General features: G+C 51.2%; 11 protein-coding genes. 3 read left to right on the top strand and 8 right to left on the bottom strand.

Annotated features, from left to right (window positions below):
- The first annotated feature begins 310 nt into the window (after positions 1 to 310).
- A complete protein-coding gene (locus HMPREF0673_RS13360; RefSeq protein WP_007899475.1) occupies positions 311 to 1,471 on the top strand; it encodes a helix-turn-helix domain-containing protein in 1,161 nt (386 codons plus the stop codon).
- Between the two features lie 285 nt (positions 1,472 to 1,756).
- On the opposite strand, the gene HMPREF0673_RS06050 is transcribed toward HMPREF0673_RS13360, so the two are convergent.
- The 8 genes from HMPREF0673_RS06050 to HMPREF0673_RS06015 form a co-directional block, all read right to left on the bottom strand.
- The gene (locus tag HMPREF0673_RS06050) at positions 1,757 to 2,170 is read right to left on the bottom strand and encodes an FMN-binding protein (protein WP_007899474.1); all 414 of its coding nucleotides are present in this window, start codon (positions 2,168 to 2,170) and stop codon (positions 1,757 to 1,759) included.
- Between the two features lie 27 nt (positions 2,171 to 2,197).
- On the bottom strand, positions 2,198 to 5,026 hold the full coding sequence (locus tag HMPREF0673_RS06045) for a M16 family metallopeptidase (RefSeq protein ID WP_040596538.1): 2,829 nt from the start codon (positions 5,024 to 5,026) through the stop codon (positions 2,198 to 2,200).
- A gap of 57 nt (positions 5,027 to 5,083) precedes the next feature.
- Positions 5,084 to 6,451, bottom strand: a complete 1,368-nt coding sequence (locus HMPREF0673_RS06040; RefSeq protein WP_007899467.1) for a hypothetical protein — start codon at positions 6,449 to 6,451, stop codon at positions 5,084 to 5,086.
- A gap of 22 nt (positions 6,452 to 6,473) precedes the next feature.
- On the bottom strand, positions 6,474 to 7,946 hold the full coding sequence (locus HMPREF0673_RS06035) for a DUF6850 family outer membrane beta-barrel protein (protein ID WP_007899465.1): 1,473 nt from the start codon (positions 7,944 to 7,946) through the stop codon (positions 6,474 to 6,476).
- A complete protein-coding gene (locus HMPREF0673_RS06030; RefSeq protein WP_007899463.1) occupies positions 7,918 to 9,147 on the bottom strand; it encodes a DUF4876 domain-containing protein in 1,230 nt (409 codons plus the stop codon). The genes HMPREF0673_RS06035 and HMPREF0673_RS06030 overlap by 29 nt, the downstream gene beginning before the upstream one ends.
- 41 nt (positions 9,148 to 9,188) lie before the next feature.
- On the bottom strand, positions 9,189 to 12,140 hold the full coding sequence (locus HMPREF0673_RS06025) for a TonB-dependent receptor (RefSeq protein WP_007899462.1): 2,952 nt from the start codon (positions 12,138 to 12,140) through the stop codon (positions 9,189 to 9,191).
- Between the two features lie 230 nt (positions 12,141 to 12,370).
- Positions 12,371 to 13,540: a MalY/PatB family protein gene (locus HMPREF0673_RS06020; RefSeq protein ID WP_007899460.1), complete on the bottom strand. Its 1,170-nt coding sequence runs from the start codon at positions 13,538 to 13,540 to the stop codon at positions 12,371 to 12,373.
- A complete protein-coding gene (locus HMPREF0673_RS06015; RefSeq protein WP_007899458.1) occupies positions 13,537 to 14,709 on the bottom strand; it encodes a PLP-dependent transferase in 1,173 nt (390 codons plus the stop codon). Before HMPREF0673_RS06015 ends, HMPREF0673_RS06020 begins: the two co-directional genes overlap by 4 nt.
- A gap of 188 nt (positions 14,710 to 14,897) precedes the next feature.
- On the opposite strand from HMPREF0673_RS06015, the gene HMPREF0673_RS06010 reads away from it, so the two are divergent.
- Both HMPREF0673_RS06010 and HMPREF0673_RS06005 read left to right on the top strand, forming a co-directional pair.
- The gene (locus HMPREF0673_RS06010) at positions 14,898 to 17,069 is read left to right on the top strand and encodes a GH92 family glycosyl hydrolase (RefSeq protein WP_040596535.1); all 2,172 of its coding nucleotides are present in this window, start codon (positions 14,898 to 14,900) and stop codon (positions 17,067 to 17,069) included.
- A gap of 168 nt (positions 17,070 to 17,237) precedes the next feature.
- A complete protein-coding gene (locus HMPREF0673_RS06005; protein ID WP_007899454.1) occupies positions 17,238 to 19,223 on the top strand; it encodes a glucosamine-6-phosphate deaminase in 1,986 nt (661 codons plus the stop codon).
- The last annotated feature ends 39 nt before the right edge of the window (positions 19,224 to 19,262 follow it).

Raw genomic sequence — 19,262 nt, 5'->3', positions numbered from 1 at the left:
TTATTTATATTGGGAGTTTTGACACGCCCTCCCCTAATGTGCACCAACCAAGCAAAAGCATAAGAGGGCATGGCGAAAAACCATGCCCTCTTTGCGTATATTTCTCATATTAGGAGGCTATGGCAGGGATGCTATACCCTCCTGAATACCAACAAAAACTACAGATAATGTTTGCGTTGCAAGCATTTTATTCCTAACTTTGCATTGTCAAAACAATAGAAAAGTATCGATTGCGAGCTTTTTAGTCATACGTAGCAGCGATTTATACAATTACATTTACAAACATATATAGGATTTCTAAGCAAGGACTATGACCGGTTGCAACTTGTTATACTTCTTATATGGAGCGAGCATTATGTTCCATCTGATGATGGCATTGTTGTTCAGTTACAAGCGTCGCGCTTCGCTGAACATCTATGTCAGCACGCTTATGCTCGTCACCGTAGCACTATACGTTAAGAACCTTGCGCTTATAGGAGACGGTTATTATGACAGTGCGCTCGAATCATTGTTCTCTTCGAGCATAGACCTGTTCACTATGCCGCTTTATGCCATCGTTCTTATCGAAGCATGTCGCCCAGGATGGCTCAACTGGTGGCGTGCGTCGTTGTTGTATATCCCGTTCTTATCGTTTATGACCGTGTCGTTAGTTTACCCCGAGCCGTTAGTGTTCGACGTGATACACATCTCCTCGTTTGTTTATGGCGTTTTGCTCTTGAGTTGGTCGCTGCACGAAGTGCCCCGCTTCGAGCGTGCGCTGATGGAGGAGTTCTCCTACGAGAAATACATCAACTTCAACTGGTTGCGTGGCATTATCGTGTCGTTCTTCTGCATCCTTCTGCTGTGGATATACGACAGTGTGCACCCCAGTTGCGAGAATGATGCCATCTACCTTATTGGTTCGCTCGTGGTGTGGGCGGTGGCTTGTTTCTTCTTCTATCGTCAGGCTCGCGTGATAAGCATTGTTAAGGCATACGAGTCTGCCGACTCCCAATCGGTAGTAGCACCTTTGGAGGCAGATGATGAGGCTTTGGCATCCGTTGTTACCTCGCAGGAGACCGGCATCGATACAGGTACAGACTTGTCGGGTATCCCCACTGACGAGCAGAGCGTGCAGCAGGAAGCAGCCTTCGCTGAGCGTATGCACCTACTCTTTGAGCGCGATCATGTGTACCTCGATCCGCGTTTGCGACTCACGGAGCTGGCTGCTCTTCTGGGCACCAATCGCACATACCTATCGCAATACATCAACCAGTGTTGCGATACCACGTTCTACGACTTTGTCAACGATTATCGCATACATCATGCCAAGCTGCTTCTTCACTCCACCGATGACACTCTTGACACCATCGCCACGAAGTCGGGCTTCAACTCTTTGTCCACTTTCCGCCGTGCATTCCAGCAGCGTGAGGGCAAGAGTCCGATAGAGTTTCGTGCGTCAAATGGTAAAAATAGCGTGTCAAACGATTAAAAAGTCGTTGAAATCGACGATTTTTACACAATGACACATATCTTTTACCGATTGCAATCGCAAGTTTATCGAAAGTTTGTACTTTTGCAGTGTAATGTTGTGATAACATTTAGTTATTAATACAAATTAGTATTAGTAAAGCCAGTAATGTAAATGAATGAATAAATAAGAAGCAGTTTGTAATTGTTTGATAAATCAAGAAAAGAGTTTAAAAACCGCCGAGCAGTGATGCTGGGCGGTTTTTTGTTTGTTGCTTGCTTAAGTTACATATATTAGCTACCGCTCCTACTTCTGTTTCTCGTAATAATCTATAGCTGCCTTTATGTTTTTTTGTACAGCCTTGGTGCTGAATGTAGCTCCGGTGCATCCGTCTATATCGGTGCGTTGGGTTAGCTTCTTTGCCTTTGAGATTTTGAGGTTATTGTATAGCGGCAGCAGAAACTGCTTTACACGGGCAAAGTAGGGTACAGTTTCTTCGTTTTTCAGTGCTACCACTTTCTGCACCTTGCCGTTCTTGAAGTGTACTTCTACGGGCGTGGACTTACGATATCCGCGGGCGTTGCATATAGTGGTGGTGCGCACGATAGTGGTGCCATCGGTATGGCGTGTTATTACGTTGTCAGAGTGGATGTTTGAGGCTGCGAGGAGCAGCAATAATGTAGCCGCTCCTCGTTTTATACACTTATGTGTTGAAAGCATAATGTTTGTCGTTTTTTATGAATTCAATTATTTCATTGTTACCTGAATGCGATTGCCTGGGGCTGTGAGCTGTCTGCAGAATTGGCGTATGTCATCGGTGGTGAGACTGTCTACCTTCTGCAGATAGTTGCGGTTGAAGTCGATACCTTCTCGCAGCTGGTGATAGCGCACGTATTCCCACCATCCGTTGGTGAGCACGGCACGTTGATAGTTCTTGCGCTCAAACTCCTTCACCTTCTGCAGTTGCTCGATGGTGGGACCTTCGGTGGCTATGCGCTGCAGATTGAGGTCGATGAGTGGCAACAGTTCGTCGTATTTGTCGGGGTCGCAACGAAAACTTACGGTCATGGAACATCCGTCTGTAGGATATTTCCAGAACTGGCCCTCTACGCTCACTCCGTATGTGCCGCCACGTTCCTCGCGCACCTTTTCGGTGTATACACCGCGCATTATCTGCGACAACACATCGAGCTTGAGGTCGGTGTCGGCGGTATAGGCTATTGGGGCTGAGTATACGATGTTGGTCTGTGCCGAGGGTGTTATCATCTGTTTGTGGAACACCTTTGTCACCTGTCCCTTCTGTATGTTGAGTGTGTATTGTCCTGGCTTGCAGTCGTTGTTGCTGTTGCGCTTTCCTGGTAGGCTTGCCACGTATTGGCAGAGTAAATCGTCGAAATCGTCCTGACGTATGTCGCCCGTAACGATGAGGTGCATGCCTGCAAGATTACTGAAACGCTCATTGTAAATCTGGTAGATGCGGTCGAAGTTTACCTCGTTCATACGTTCCGCCGTGAGCGGTTGAGTGCGCTTGCGTTTACCGTATACGGCTACGCGCAGCGAGTCGTTATAGGTGACATTAGGGCTTGCGTTGCGATTTCGCAGCATTGACTGCTGTTTGGCTATCATATTCTGAAATATCGCCTTGTCCTTGCGTGGATTGGTGAGATAGAGATACATTATCTGTAACCATGTCTTAAGGTCGGAGGCTACACATACTCCCTTTACGCCCTCTTCCTCGGCATCGATGTATGGAACTACACGCAGTGCCTTGCCACGGCGCTTCTTCTCGAGAGTGAGAAAATCGAAGTCAGCTGCTCCGCTCTCTTTAACTACGCTGTTAAGGAATTGTAGTGTAGGAGCATCTGTGTCGGGGTATAACGAGCGGCCGCCGAGACGGAACATGTTGATGGTGAGGCGGTTGGGCTCGATGTCTGAATGTCTGGCACTTACCTTTATGCCGTTCGAAAGGACGTATTCGGTGTAACCATTGTCGGTTGCTTGCTTTGAGAGTATCTTACCCTTTTTTGGCAGCTTCTTCATGAATACGGGGTCTACCTGCTGCGCTGTGTTGTCGTTGGTGTATTCACGCTGTTGCGCGCTTTCTATCCACGTCTTGAGCTGGTCGGATGTGGGCATGGTATATGGCTTGCCGTCGTACTTGGTGGGTCCGAAGACGATGCACACTTGATTTTGGTTGTCCACTATCTCCGCCATCGTTTTGTTGATGTCGTCGAGTGTAACGGTAGCTGAGAATTCTGCCTCCAGTGCAGCCTCGTATTCGATGTTCATGCAAGGCTCGTTGTTGCAGAAGTTGGACACAATATTCTTTGCATATTCGGCATTGCGTGTCTTGTTTTTGTTGTCCAAACGGTGTTCGATGTTTACGGTGTGCTGCACCTTGGCATGCTCAAGCTCGGCGGCGGTAAAGCCGTAGCGTCTTGCCTTCTCCACTATCTCGATGGCAGCATCTATACCAACCTGCGGATTGTTGGGCATGAGTCCGAGGTTGAGGGCGAAAGCATCCTTTTCAGTGGTGACGTAGAAGTTGCCTACGCGACAGTTTGCCGACATCACTCGGGGTTGTGCCTCGTGTGACAGCTTTGCCAGACGCTGGCGCAGTATGAACATGGCGAGTCGTGACTTGTAGCTGCTAAGGAATGCCTCGCGTGTGGCTCTCGACTGGCGTTGCTCGGCATCGTGCTTCATGTAGAGTGAGAAATTGAGTGTTGGCTGCTCGTTGTCTGCCTGTGTGTAAACAATCATCTCTTTGTTGTCGGGTACTGTATAGTATGTGCGCTGCGGAGCACCAATGGGCATGGGATTATCACTGAAGAGCTTTCGTATCTTGGCTTCTATCTGGTCTACATCGATGTCGCCCACTACGATGATGCCCTGCAGGTCGGGACGATACCATTTTTGGTAATAGTCGCGCAGTGTGTCGTAGTGGAATGTGTCCACCACTTCGATGTGTCCTATTGGTAGGCAGTCGGCATATTTCGACCCAGCGTATATCACGGGCATAGCATTCTCCATCATACGCTGCGCTGCCATGCGCGAACGTCGTGTGCGCCACTCTTCTCGTATCACGCCACGTTCTTGGTCAATCTCGTTGTCTTTAAGCAGTAGTGAGCCTGCCCAGTCGTGCAGTATGGTGAGACAGGTGTCGGTTACGCCAGCCTTGCTCACAGGAGCATTGGATATGTTGTACACGGTCTGATCGATGGATGTGTAGGCATTAAGGTCGGCCCCGAACTTGATGCCGTTGCGTTCGCACCAGTTGCGTACAGAGTGTTTGCCTCCATTGCCGTCAGGAAAGTTGCGTGTGCCGTTGAACGCCATGTGCTCAAGGAAGTGAGCCAGTCCGCGCTGCTCGGGTTGCTCGAGTATAGAGCCTACACGCTGTGCAATGTAGAAGTCTGCTTGCCCCGGAGTTTGGTCGTTGTGGCGTATGTAGTAGGTAAGCCCGTTGGCGAGCTTACCTTTGCGTATACAACTGTCGAGAGGCAACGTCTGCGCCGACATAGCCATACTGCAGCCCAGGCACATCAGAAGAGAGAAGATTCGTCTTTGTTTCATATAAAGAGATTAAGTGTTAAAGTTGGGAACTGATATTTATGTCTCAACTGTTATTTATTACTCGGCAATCTCAATGCCGCTGATAGTGTACTTCTTGTTGTTCTTGACGATAACAATCTGTCCGTTTCTCAAGAATACGCCGTTGGCAGTTTTGCCGGTGTTGACATTCGTGTTGTCGATGCCTGTTTCTGTGGCAGGGTCGAGTGGCAGAGCCTTAAGACCGGCACCAATAATGTTGCCTTCGCCAAGAGCGATGGTGGTGTTGCCGCGAAGGTTGCCAATAAACTCGGTAGTGCCAGTTGATGTAACCTCGCCATTGTTGGTGCATGATACTACAGACACCACTCCCTCGTTACGTGCTGAGTTGGCTGCGATGCCGGCAATGTACATGTCTTGTCCGCTAATCGAGCCATCGTTGCGACAATTCTTTATAACAGTGGCAGCCTCGTCGCCCTTCATCACGTTGCCAACGATGCCACCGACATTCTTTACGCCGCTTATCGCGCCTCTGTTGTAACAGCCTTCGATGTCTACTGCAAAGCTGGCGCAGCTTACTATGCCTGCTGTGTACAGCTTCGACTTGGCTGTACCCTGGGTGTCGTCTACATTGCCGTTGTTGTTGCAATTCTTTATGGCGCCCGAGTAAGAGCCGGCAATACCAGCCGATCCTACGCCATTGGTTGTAGACAGCTTGCCGCTGTTGAGGCAGTCTTCTATAAGATAGTTGTAAGTGGTGATGCTCTTGCCCGACTGCGAACCACCGCAGATGCCCGATGCATAGGTCATGGCCTTGATGTCACCGTAGTTTTCACAGTCTTTTATTGTGCCACAACCATTGACCATAAATCCGCATATACCGCCAGCGGCAAAGTTGGTAGCAGTGATGTCGGCATTGTTGACACATCCCTGTATAGTGCCCATGTTGATCGAGGCAATAGTACCAACATAGTTGTAGCTTGTGATGTGGTTGTTCTTGTCGAAGACGATGTTTCTAACGACACCATTCTTGTCGATACAACCAAACAGGGCGTTGTACTTTCCTGCTGCATTGTTGTTGCTTTCGGTGTGGTAGATGCCTCTGATGGTATGGTTGTAGCCGTCGAAAGTGCCATCGAAGCCATAGGCTATCTGGGTAATTTTGGCGTTGCCGTCCTTGCCTATTGCGGGCAGCTGAACGGGATTTTCTGCCGAACCGCCGAAGTCGATGTCGTTAGTCATCTTGAAGTACTCGCCAGTTCCTTTGTGATCGGCGTTGCAATTCTTAGCCATTGCTTCGAAATCGGCTGCTGTGCTGATGAGGTAAGGGTCGCCTTGTGTACCCGAACCTTTAAGTCCCCAGCTGTTAGATACTGTAGAGCCATCGCTCTGTGCCATAACTGTCATCGTTGCTATGCAAGCGAAGATGAGTGTAAAGATTTTTTTCATATTATGTTTTTTAAAGTTGTGTTTAAAATGTTGCTTCTGCTGTGATGATGAGCGTATTGCGTGTTTGTCCTTTAGTGTTGCTATTGGTGGCTTGGCGGAGGTTGTACCTCAGGGAAATGGCAGGTCGTATGGACGTGCCTTTTAAGGGCATCTCGTAGGCAATGGCAGCGTGGGCTGCCCATTGTCTGTAGCTGCCCATTGAGGCAGAGCCTCCTGCCTCTGCCGACCATAAATATCCTCCTCGTGTGAGTACACTGCGTCGTGCACTGACAAACGGGGTTATGATGTGGTGTGAGGCGGTGTATATATCGGGATATACGTAGGCAGTCTGTTGGCGAGTCCAGTACTTGACACCTCCCGTTATGTGCCATAGGTATATATTGCCAGATGGTTCCCAGTAGGCGTTGAGGGCAGCTGTACCGTATGTCTGTACCTTGTCTGCCATTTTTGTTGGTTCGAAGTATTCGTAGTATATGGCTGATGTGCCGTTGGTGGCTATGGTGCGGCGATAGTTCTCGCGTTCAGACGTAAGCCGCTCGGTTGCCATTCTCAAGTCAACCCATACAAGCCGCTCAGCCCTTTGTGTTATGTCGTAGCGCAGATGCAATGCGAAGTTATCGCCATGGTGCTGCTCGTGTGATGCACTGTATTGCGACTTGCGTCCATAGTAGCCATTACGATGACTGTATACGATGTCGGCAAAGAGGCGATTGTATTTGCTTTGAACCGTCACACCAATGTATTCAGACAGTAGTGGTAAACGGTTTTTACTATCGGTGAATCCTTCGGTGCCGAATGCTTCGCGTTCGCCATGATGGTTGGCATAGTCGATGAGTGTGTAGTATATTTGGTCAGTTGTACCATAGGTCTTGAACTGCATCGCCTCCGTGCGGCGGCTGTACACCATCCCTATGCCAATGCCACTGTTGTGTGGTAACAAAAAATGTGCGTCAAGACCAGCGTTTATATCCATCAGCGTGTTACTGTGGCGTAGGTCGCGCTGCTTGGCATATGTGCCAGCTGTATAGTTGAGTTGTGCGCCAATGGCAAGACTTCGCCATACCTTCCACCCGATGGCTCCGTTGATGCTGAATGTCTCCATGCTCTTGTCACCAGCATTGTTATCCGCCTCGACAAGGTCGAACGGCATTAACTTCATTGTAGGCATAAGCATACTGCCTGCTGCTTCTGAGATATTGCGTCGGCTGTACGTGGCTCTGCCGTAAGCCACAATGTCAGACGAGAGCCTGTAGTATGACTGCACATCGGCATCATAAGCTTCCTGCCGCTTTCCTTCTGACATGGTGTGCAGCTTACCTCCGTCGTGACGATAAGATAGGGTGGCGTGGGCTATGGTGCTGTCTGCATAGGTGGTCAGTGCGGCGGCATTGTTTGCTGTGAGCCATGGATTGCGCTGTTGGGTTAGCTGGAAGTCGCGTTGTGCCATGGCTGGTAGGCACAGCAGATTAGCGTAGAGAACAATTGTCAGCTTCATAGAAATCATTCGTTGAATTATTGGTGTCTTGATATATGGCATGTCCGTCTACAGTCTTCTCCACCTTTCTTATTAGAGAGTGGCCGTAACCTCCGGTCAGAGTTGCATAGCCGTTGTCGAGGTCTGGCGTGAGGCGTTTCTTGCATTTGGCAATAGCTGTGGCGTTGTATACTTCCATGGCATCAATCACCCACCTGCGTGGCATTTTCAGGCAGGCATACACTATGTTGCCTTCATTACCCGTTGGGTATATTATGTTGTCTGGGTTCTCGCCGAATTGCTTTGGTGTAATATCTTCTGTGCGGAACAGTATCACGGCTGGCGAAGTCTGGCTCATAGGCCAAGCATTGCTTTTGCCGTATTTCACAGCCTTCAGATAGTGGTTTGTGGCGATAACATCGGCAGGCGAGGGATAATACCGAGTATTGTTGTACTTGCCTCCGTCGCTGCTTGTTGCCTCCATGTCGTACATACAATAGTAGGCAGTGTTGGCATAGTTGATGGAGTTGCTGTAGGTTGGAGTGTTGTCAATGGCGCCATGCACGTTTACTACGAGTTCTGAGTAGGGTGCTATTGTATTGCCCTGCTGGAAAAACCAGATGCCGTTGAGTGCTGGAATCCAGTCTTTGTCAGCATAATCGAGTTTACCACCGTTGAGAAACGAGTGGGTGTTGGCTTCTGCATTGTATGGTTCGATAATGCCGAAACCTACGTTGTCGAGCGACACCGTCTCTGATGAGTTGTTGTACAGGATTATACATTTGTCTATGGCGAACTTTCCCGAACCATCGTCCTTCTGACAGCCTCCATTATACAGTTCCTTTATGAGGATAGGGTTGGTAGTCTGCATAGTTGTGATGCTTACGGGCAGCTCTATTGTAGTGTTGTTGCTGCCTATTGCTACGTCAGACAATGCTCCGTTGTATACATGACGGAAATATTCGTCGTCGCTCACCTTTGATGCGCTGACACTGTATATTCCGGTGGGTAGCGTGAAGCGAGCTATACCGTTGGCATCGGTAGCTGCTTCGAAGGTGCTACCTATGCTGTTTGTCATCTTTACGGCAACACCGTCTACGTTATGATTCAGCCTCACCTCGACATTGTAGGTGTTAATTTGTTCGTCGTAGCTGCACGATGCCACCAGCATGGTCAGCATCGTAAGCAGTATGAAGAATGAGTGTTTTATTATATTATTCATATCTCCTTGTTTTACTTGTTTCTTGTCAACTCGTCTATTGTCTATAGTTTCACTCTGACGGATGCTCCATAGTAGAATTTTGGTATGTATCCGCTATCAAACAGCGATGTCTTCAGTCCTGTTTGCTTATTTCGGACGGATGCCAGATTGTTGAAGAAGTTGTTGGCGTAGAACGATAGGCTCACCCATCTGCCTATCTCCTTCGTCACGGAGAAGTTGGCTGAGTAATATGCCGATATATTCTGCGGATTGAAGTAGTAGGCGGTGTTGCTTCTTACTATTAGATCGCACAATTGCCGGTAGAGTGTGGGGTTGTTGTCTTTGGCAGCCAGAAGAGCCTCAGCGTATGGAATACGCTCCGAAGGGTTATCCCATGTTGAGTAATATTTAGGATACACAGCCACATAATGGTCAGTCTGCCCCACGTATTTAGTTCCAGTCACGTCGCCAGCCTCATTTAATGCTATCGTTGTGCGATTGCTTGACAGGTTGCGTCGGTAGTTGAGCATGGTTGCTTCAAGTCGCATTGTCATGATGAGTCTCAGTCGTGGTATGCGTGCCGTCAGCGTGGTGTTGAGGCTGCATCCCTTGTTCATCATGCCGTTGCTCACCGTAGGGGTGCTTGTCGTTGAGGCTGATGCGACGTTGCTGCCTACGTAATAGCCTATAAGCGGTTGTGTGCCCGAACCTTCGGCTTGGTCGCCGATGCCATTGGGACATCCGGCTATGAGTGTATTGTCTGTGCCACGATAGTGATAGTACTTGCCGTCAATGCGCAGCGACAGTCCCAGAGTATGGTGGTTGTTGATGATAGGCATCTCTGCCACCCATTCCAGTCCGTAGCGTGTCACGGGAGAACCATTCACATACTGACGGTTGGCAGTGTATGTGCGGCGGATAGAGTAGGGTAAGTTTACGGTGTTGCCGTTGGTTGCAGATGTTACGCTTATCACACCAGTCGATGGATCGACACTATATATGCGGTCGGCAGCGGCAATGCTACATCCTTCAAGAGCCGACTGCGATGTCTGGTTGTAGGCAAATGGAGAGTATACATTCAGTGTCTGATACGGATTGTACGTGCGGTTCCAATATGCCGACAGGCTCAGTCGTGCCTTACCGACCATTGCTTCCAATCCTGCCTCCATTTGATTGGAGTGCTGCCATTTCAGATTGCTGTTATATATAGCACGCTGCACATTGGTGTAGTAGGCATAGTATGCTTTGCCGTCGGCAGTAGAACCAGGGGTGAACACGAGTCGGTCAGTATAGGTGTCGGCAGGATAAAGCACTTGAAACGATGGCAGTTTGACGCTTTTGCCATAGCCGGCATGTAGTGTGAGCGAGACGTTCCTACCTTTTATTATATTATAGCGAGCATTGAATCGTGGTGAGAGGCTGGCTGCGGTGCCATATTCTGAACCGCTGATTATGGTGATATCGTTGCGCAGTCCGCCTACAAGCATCAGTCTGCCCATGGTTAGCCGTTCCTCTATAAACATTGCCAGGCTATGCATTGTTGGCAGGAGACTATAGTCGTATGGTCGCCATGTGGGAGCCAAACGCATGTCGTCGTAATATGTGCCGTGACCATTGTTGCGTGTAGAGTTTAGTTCGGTGCCTACAGTAAGTTTGTTCACCGCGCTGAGTATGCGTCGTGTCCACTCACCCTTTAGTTTGAGTTGTAGACTCTGTAGCTTCTGGTCGTTGAACGAACGCACATACCAGTATCCCGTCGGACTAAGTATGATGCTGCCCGTGCCCATGCCATCGGCATAGTCCTGGGCTATAGCATAGCCGTTGGTAGTGGTGTGCAGACTGGCTTGTGTGGATGACGACGATGTGTTGGTGTTGTTGTCCGAGCGTCGATCGGCTGTAGAGAAGGCTGCCTGCAATGTTATGTTGAACACTCCTGAACTCCTGCTGTTGTAGAGCCAGTCAAGCATCATGTTAGCACGTAGCTGATTGTCGCGTTGACGCTGATAGGTGTCGCGAAAGGCATCGGGGTCTGCCTCCGAATTATATCCGCCAATGTTGCCCGTAAGTCCAGCTGTCAGATTGAGGCTTGAACCCTTCATGCGGAATACCTTATTGTAAGTAGTCGATAGTATGTTGCGGCTATAAGCGGTATGTGGCGATGTAATGTCGGTGAACGATTGTGCATGTTCTATAGAGAAATTAAGCGTTCCGGCATTGTGTGCCAATGCAAAGCCCTTGGTTAGTGCTACCTGTCGGGTGTACGGATTCATGGAAGCCTCCACAATCCATGGAGTGTGTCCGCGACGGGTATTCACCTTCACCATGCCGTTGCTTATGTCGCCATATTCAACGCCTGGTATTCCAGCTATTACCTCAATGCTCTCAATGTTGGAAGTTGAAATGTTGCGTGTTGAAGCCGACTGCGTCTCGCTCATACTTGCATTGTTGTTCAGTCGCATTCCATCTATCTCAATGGCAGTGCCGAATGACGCATTGCCTTTCTCACCTGTTGTGGAACGTAGTGCCAGGCGAGAATCGTCTGTCAGAGTAGAATTGACGGTCTGGCCGCCGGGCAGCAGGGCCATAATATCGTTAAGCGACAGAGCCTGAGAGTGGTCGAGTGTGGTACGGTCGATAGAATATGTCGTGGTACCCATGGTCGACCTCTTGCGTGCTGTTACCTCCACGCCCGGAATGCTAAGGTTAGCCTCCTTCAGTCGGATATTCTTTAGGTCGGTGTTGTGGCGGATGTTAAATTGTACGGTGCGAGGGACATACCCCAAGGTGCTCACCTCAATTGAGACAGCTCCTTGTGGCACATTCTCGATTATAAACATGCCGTTGGCATCGGTTGCTGCCCACAATTCAAGATTCGACACTTTGACAATGGCATATTGTATGGGCTGCATAGTGCGATTGTCGAGCACATGTCCCGACACCTTAAAACGTATGTTGTCGGCTATTGCTGCTGCCGATATTATCAAAAATAATAGTAATGTTATTGCCTTCCTCATTTCTTGACAATTTGTCAATTATACAAAATAAGTTGTTGATTGAGAAATGCAAAGTTATTGTGATTTGGTGCTTTGTGCAATACCAAAATATAGGTAAATTGAAGCATTAAGGTATAATGCTTCAATTTGTCAAAAGTTGAAAATGGAGAGTTATGATATGTATGTCTACAACAGATTAGATAGTTGCTAATAAAATGACAAGATCAATCATAACTCTCAACTCTCAATTCTCAACTCTCAGCTAAAACAAGTCTTTCGAGTGCTTCCTTCAGCACGCTGCGAGGTGTAGCCACATTCATGCGCATGAATCCCTTGCCTTCCTTTCCGAACATCTCGCCGTCGTTGAGGGCGAGTCGTGCGCGGTTGACGAAGAGGTCGATGAGCGCATCGTGGTCAAGGTGCAGTCCGCGACAGTCGAGCCATACGAGGAACGATGCCTGCGGTCGCACCGCCTTAATCTGCGGCAGGTGCTTTCTGAGGAAGTCCTCCACGAACAGGATGTTCTGCTCCACGTATGCCAGCATCTGCTGTCGCCACTCCTCGCCCTCGTTGAATGCAGCCATCGTAGCGATCGGTGCGAAGAGATGCGGCTCGTCCAGTTCGTTCGCCGCCATCCAGTCGAACAACGGTCGGCGCAGCTTCTCGTTCGGCACAATGCACCACGAGCTGACGATGCCCGCTATGTTGAACGTCTTCGACGGAGCACCGAACGTGATACTACACTCGGCTGCTGCGTCAGATACCGACGCGAACGGCACGTGTTTGTTGCCGAAGATAGCCATGTCGGAGTGGATCTCGTCGCTGATGACGATGATGTTGTGCTCAGTGCAGAAGGCGGCGAGTCGGCGCAGCGTCTCCGCGTCCCACGTGATGCCTGCCGGGTTATGCGGATTGGAGAGGATTAGCAGGCGACACTTCTCGTCCGCCACCTCTGCTAAGTTGTCGAAGTCCATAGAGTAAGAGCCGTCGGCGTTCTCGCGTAGCGGATTGTACACCACCTGACGACGATTGCCCTCCGGTGTCAGTCGGAACGGGTGGTAAACTGGCGGTTGTATGATTACCTTCTCGTCCTCCTTCACGAACACGTTGATGACGAAGCCGATGCCCTTCACGATGCCCGGTATGAAGCGCATCCACTGTTCCTCGACGTGCCACTGGTGGTGGTCTTCAATCCATTTCGCAATCGTCTGCCAATAATTGCGTGGCACTATCGTGTAGCCGTAGAGCGAGTGCTCGAGTCGTTTGCGCAGCGCGTCGGTTATAAACTGTGGTGTCTCGAAGTCCATGTCAGCCACCCATAGTGGCAGCAGGTCGCCCCTGCCATATCGCTCGGCGAGCACCTCGTGCTTGAGGTCGCCCGAGCCCGAGCGGTCAATGATTTTGTCAAAATCGTATTTCATAATAATGCTTGGCGGAAGTCCTCAATAATGTCGTCCATGTCCTCCAGACCCACAGAGATGCGTATTGTGGTGTCGAGCACGTCCATTGCAGCACGCTGCTCGTCGCTGAACGGGCCGAAGATGGTGCTGGCAGGATGTATGGCGAGTGTGCGGTTATCGAAGAGGTTAGTGGCGCGATGCACCAGCTTCAGATTATTGATGAAGCGGAAGCAAGCCTCTTTCGACTCTAAGTCGATGGTGAACATACAGCCCGCCGTCTTGCCGAACTGACGTTGCGCCAGTTCATAGTACGGGTTGTCGGGCAGTCCCACGTAGTTCACGCTCTTGATGCCCTCCATCTGTCGCAAGGCGTTCACGAGATACACCGTGTTGCGCACCTGCAAGTCGTAGCGTGCACGCAGGTTCTCCAGACCGAGGTTCTGCATGTAGGCAACGTGCGGTGTCATATAAGCACCGAGGTTGAAGAGCATCTCGTCGTGCAGACGACGTGCGAACTCAGGAAATCCACCGTAGTCGATGACCATTCCGCCGAGCGATGTTGCGCCCCCCGATAGATACTTCGTCGTAGACACCACTTCGATGTCCACACCCAGCTCATGCGCACAGAACTCCGTGAACGGTATCGCCGTCGTGTCAGCCACAAGCGGAATGTTGTGCGCGTGCGCTATCTCAGCCAGAGCCGTGAGATCTGCCACCTCCAGCTGCGGGTTTGTTATTATTTCGAGAAAGATGCAGCACGTGTCAGCATCCACAGCTCGGCGCACTTCGTCGAGGTTCGTAAGGTCGCACAGATGCGTCGTCACGCCGAAGCGTGGCAGCGTCTTTGTCAGCAGCGAGTAGGTGTTGCCGAACATGTGGCGCGATGCCACCACGTTCTTTCCCTGCTCAGCGAGCGAGATGAGTGTTCCCGAGATGGCAGCCATGCCCGACGACATAGCCGTCACGCGGTCGGCACCGGTCAGTGCCTTTATCTTCAGCTCCAGGTAGTTCACCGTGGGGTTCATCACGCGCGAGTAGTCGGGCTCCTCGATGCGTCCGCAGAAAGCGTCCGACATCACGTCGGCATCAGCAAACTCGTAAGCCAGCGTATGATACACCGGCATACTCAGTGCGCCGTAAGCATCGCTCTTCTGAAAGGGGGTGTCGATTGCAATTGTCTGTTTCTTCATGATCTTATTTATTAATTCGTGTGCAAAAGTACGCAAATAGCTTTTTTTTTCACCTCTATATATATAATAATTGTGATGAGTGTTTTTGATTTAACATCTTTTGTATGTTACGTAAGTATTTTCTAACTACATTATTTCGCCTACAAATTTTAAAATCAGTATTTTTGCAATTGTAAAATACTAAATTTATGAGAACAAACTATTTATCACGACTCTTGTCAGTTGCAGCCCTTGTAGTGTGCTTTAGTGCTACAACCGTTGCAGCTACTGTGCAGAATCTTACACAATACGTCAATCAGTACGTAGGAACTGGCGGTCATGGACACACGTTCATGGGTGCAAACGTGCCGTTCGGACTCGTTCAGCTCGGTCCGACAGAGCCCACACGCGGTTGGGACTGGTGCTCGGGCTACTACTACGACGACGATGAGCTTATCGGCTTCGGACACATGCACCTCTCGGGCACCGGCATCGGCTGCTTGGGCGACGTGGCATTCCTGCCCGTGAAGGACTTTAAGCAGACTTCTACACGCTTCAAGCACGAGGCAGAGAAGGTACACCCCGGCTATTACTCGCTGCAGCTCACCGACCCTAACGTGCTCGTGGAGCTTACAGCCACAGAGCGTTGTGGATTCCATCGCTATACATTCAAGGACGGCGCGAAGGCACAGCTCGCCCTCGACCTCTCGCAGTGCATCGGCTGGGACAAGCTCAACGACTGTCTGCTCACCCAGGAGAGCACCACACGCCTCACCGGCTTCCGCCGTTCAAACGGTTGGGCAGCCGACCGCCGCATCTATTTCTCTATCGACTTCTCGCAGCCCGTCACCGTGCACCGTCTCGACTCGATGGAACGCGTAGTGGTGTCGGTGGCTGACAACACCAAACCGCTGCTCGTGAAGGTGGCACTTTCGCCCGTGAGCATTGACAAGGCGAAGCTGAACATGCAGGCAGAGATGGCAGGCTGGGACTTCGACGCAACGGTGAAGGCAGCCGACGACGCTTGGAACCGCGAGCTCGCACGCATACAGATCCAGACCAACGACCAGACAAAGAAGCGCGTGTTCTACACCGCGATGTACCATCTGATGACCTCTTGCTCTAAGTTCAACGACGTAGACCGCGAGTATCGTGGCGCCGACGGCAAGGTGCATAAGGCAGACTTCACCAACTACACCACGCTCTCGCTCTGGGACACATACCGCGCCGCTCATCCGCTGATGACTGTCGCCTTCCCCGAGATGCAGCGCGACTTCGCCCAGACGTTCCTTAACATCTACAAGCAGCAGGGCCGTCTGCCCGTGTGGCATCTGATGGGCTCCGAGACCGACTGCATGGTGGGCAACCCCGGTGCCATCGTGCTTGCCGACCTCACCATGAAGGGCTTTGTGGAGGACAAGGAGCTGGCTTTGGAGGCACTGAAGGCTACACAGATGAAGGATATCCGCTCGCTTGGCTTGCTCAAGGAGCACGGATACATACCCTGGAACCTCGAACCCGAGAACGAGACCGTGGCAAAGGCACTCGAATACTGCGCTGCTGACGACGGCGTGGCGAAGGTGGCTAAGCTGTTGGGCAAGTCAGACGACTACAACTACTTCTTCAACCGCTCGCGCTCGTACAAGAAATACTACGACCCGGAGACACGCTTCATGCGTGCCGTAGGCACCGACGGCAAGTTCCGTCTGCCGTTCAATCCGTTCTTCGCCGAGCACCGCACCAACGACTACACCGAGGGCAACGCATGGCAGTACACCTTCCTCGTGCCGCACGACGTGAAGGGACTCATCAATCTCTTCGGGTCTGACAAGGCGTTCATGTCGAAGCTCGACTCGCTCTTCTTCGTTGAGGGATGGGCAGGCGACAACGCTTCGCCCGATATGTCGGGCATGACCGGACAGTACGCGCACGGCAACGAACCAAGCCACCACGTCATATATATGTACAACTACGCCGGTCGTCCCGACAAGGCGGCACCGCTGCTCCGTAAGATGCTCAACGAGATGTATCTCGACCAGCCCGACGGACTCTCTGGCAACGAGGATGTGGGTCAGATGTCGGCTTGGTACATCCTCTCGTCGGTGGGCCTCTATCAGGTAGACCCCGTCGGCGGACGCTTCGTAATCGGCTCGCCGCTCTTCGACAAGGCGACCGTGAACGTGGGCGGAGGCAAGACCTTCACCGTCGTGGCGAAGAACAACTCCGACCGAAACATCTACGTGCAGAGCGCACGTCTCAATGGCAAAGCTCTGAAGAACTCGTACATCGAATTCAACGACATTCGCCACGGCGGAACACTCGAACTCGTAATGGGACCGAAACCGTCGAAGTGGGGCGCGGCTCCTGCGTGCCGTCCATAAGAATGTTGTTGTGTTGAGATGTTGATGTGGTGAGTGTAGAATGTTGTTGTGGTGAGATGTTGAGGTGGTGACATTACATTACATTACATATATCAACATCTCAACATCTCAACATCACACCACCATCTCACCAATAATTAAACTTTTTCAACTAAAAAAATAATCATTATGAAACTTAATTTAAGTTCGCAGATTGTATTAAATAAGGTACCGGAGCAGTACTATCGCCCTCGCACGGCAGTTGAGCGCTCCGAAATGACACGTTGTGAGAAACTCTTCACCGATATCTACCCGAAGGTAGAGGAGGGTGCAAAGGTAATCGCAGACGTTGTAGAGTCAGAAATCAAACGTGCAAAGGCTGCCGGCAAGAAGTGCGTGCTCGCCCTTGGCACCGGTCTGTCGTTGAACCCCATCTACGAGGAACTCATACATCGCCACGAGGCAGGCTTGAGTTTCGACAACGTGGTCGTGTTCAACGCATACGAGTACTTCCCACTCGATAAGAACTGCGCACAGAGTGCCATCAACCAGTTGCGTCATCGCTTCCTCGATCATGTAGACGTGAAGGCAGAGAACATCCACACCCCCGACGGCTCAATCGCACAGGACGACGTGTTCGAACACTGTCGCGCCTACGAGCAGCTCATCGCTGCAGAGGGCGGCATCGACATCGCTCTGCTCGGCATCGGACGCATGGGTAACATCGCTGCCAACGAGCCAGGCTCAAGTCTCGCCTCGCAGAGCCGCATCATCCTCATCGATCAGACCGCACGCGAGGAGATGAGCAACAGCTTCGGCACACTCGACCAGGTGCCGCCGTGCTCTATCACAATGGGTATCCACACCCTGCTCTCCGCTCACAAGATGTTCCTCACTGCATGGGGCGAGGAGAAGTCGGAGGTGGTGCAGAAGATAGTAGAGGGTGGCATCACCGACACCGTGCCAGCATCGTTCGTACAGACACACAACGACGCTAAGTTCGTTATCGACCTCGCAGCAGCCAGCAAGCTCACACGCATCGTTCACCCGTGGCTCGTGACCAACTGCGAGTGGACCGACAAGACGATACGCGCCGCAGTGGTTTGGCTCTGCCAGCTCGTGCAGAAGCCAATCCTCAAGCTCACCAACAAGGACTATAACGAGAACGGACTCTCTGACCTGCTCGCCCTCTTTGGCTCGGCTTACAACTGCAACATAAAGATATTCAACGACCTGCAGCACACCATCACCGGCTGGCCTGGCGGCAAACCGAACGCCGACGACACCAACCGCCCGGAGCGTGCACTGCCGGCACAGAAGCGCGTGATAGTATTCTCGCCGCACCCCGACGACGACGTAATCTCGATGGGTGGCACAATCCGTCGACTCGTTCAGCAGAACCACGACGTGCATGTGGCTTATCAGACATCGGGCAACATCGCTGTCGGCGACGAGGAGGTGACACGCTTCATGCACTTCGTCAACGGCTACAACCAGCTCTTCTGCGACAACAAGGACGAGGTGATAAAGAAGATGTACGGCGACATCAAGGAGTTCTTCGCACAGAAGAAGCCGAGCGATATGGACACCCCGGAGGTGCGCACCATCAAGGGACTCATACGCCGTGGTGAGGCACGCACCGCCTGCACATACAACGGTATACCGCTCGACCACGTCCACTTCCTCGACCTGCCGTTCTATGAGTCGGGCAAGATTGAGAAGCTGCCGATGGGCGAGGCGGATGTGAACATCGTTCGCGAACTGCTTCAGCAGGTTAAACCTCACCAGATATACGTAGCCGGCGACCTCGCCGACCCACACGGCACTCACCGCAAGTGTACCGATGCTGTCATGGCTGCCATCGACCTCGAGAAGGAGGCTGGTGCGAAGTGGCTCGACGACTGCCGCATCTGGATGTACCGTGGTGCATGGGCAGAGTGGGAAATCGAGAACATCGAGATGTGCGTGCCGATGTCGCCGGAGGAGCTTCGCGGCAAACGCAACTGCATCCTCAAACACTCATCGCAGATGGAGAGTGCACCATTCCTCGGCAACGACGAGCGACTCTTCTGGCAGCGTGCCGAAGACCGCAACCACGCCACTGCCGAACTCTATCATAGTCTCGGCTTGGCTTGCTACGAGGCAATGGAAGCATTCGTGCGCTATAACCCGTAATCTCCCACAGAACTCGCAGAATTCACAGAACTTTCTGCT

The organism is Leyella stercorea DSM 18206 (assembly GCF_000235885.1).
GTDB classification, from domain to species: Bacteria; Bacteroidota; Bacteroidia; order Bacteroidales; family Bacteroidaceae; genus Prevotella; species Prevotella stercorea.
The sequence above is the reverse complement of the archived record's forward strand: the minus strand, read 5'-3'. Positions and strand labels throughout refer to the sequence as shown.

Bases quoted from the DNA above. Each gene is read 5' to 3' on its own strand.
- HMPREF0673_RS06045 (WP_040596538.1), bottom strand. From the start codon at position 5,026: ATGAAACAAAGACGAATCTTCTCTCTTCTGATGTGCCTGGGCTGCAGT.
- HMPREF0673_RS06010 (WP_040596535.1), top strand. From the start codon at position 14,898: ATGAGAACAAACTATTTATCACGACTCTTGTCAGTTGCAGCCCTTGTA.
- HMPREF0673_RS06050 (WP_007899474.1), bottom strand. From the start codon at position 2,170: ATGCTTTCAACACATAAGTGTATAAAACGAGGAGCGGCTACATTATTG.
- HMPREF0673_RS06040 (WP_007899467.1), bottom strand. From the start codon at position 6,451: ATGAAAAAAATCTTTACACTCATCTTCGCTTGCATAGCAACGATGACA.
- HMPREF0673_RS06015 (WP_007899458.1), bottom strand. From the start codon at position 14,709: ATGAAGAAACAGACAATTGCAATCGACACCCCCTTTCAGAAGAGCGAT.
- HMPREF0673_RS06025 (WP_007899462.1), bottom strand. From the start codon at position 12,140: ATGAGGAAGGCAATAACATTACTATTATTTTTGATAATATCGGCAGCA.
- HMPREF0673_RS06020 (WP_007899460.1), bottom strand. From the start codon at position 13,540: ATGAAATACGATTTTGACAAAATCATTGACCGCTCGGGCTCGGGCGAC.
- HMPREF0673_RS06030 (WP_007899463.1), bottom strand. From the start codon at position 9,147: ATGAATAATATAATAAAACACTCATTCTTCATACTGCTTACGATGCTG.
- HMPREF0673_RS06005 (WP_007899454.1), top strand. From the start codon at position 17,238: ATGAAACTTAATTTAAGTTCGCAGATTGTATTAAATAAGGTACCGGAG.
- HMPREF0673_RS13360 (WP_007899475.1), top strand. From the start codon at position 311: ATGACCGGTTGCAACTTGTTATACTTCTTATATGGAGCGAGCATTATG.
- HMPREF0673_RS06035 (WP_007899465.1), bottom strand. From the start codon at position 7,946: ATGAAGCTGACAATTGTTCTCTACGCTAATCTGCTGTGCCTACCAGCC.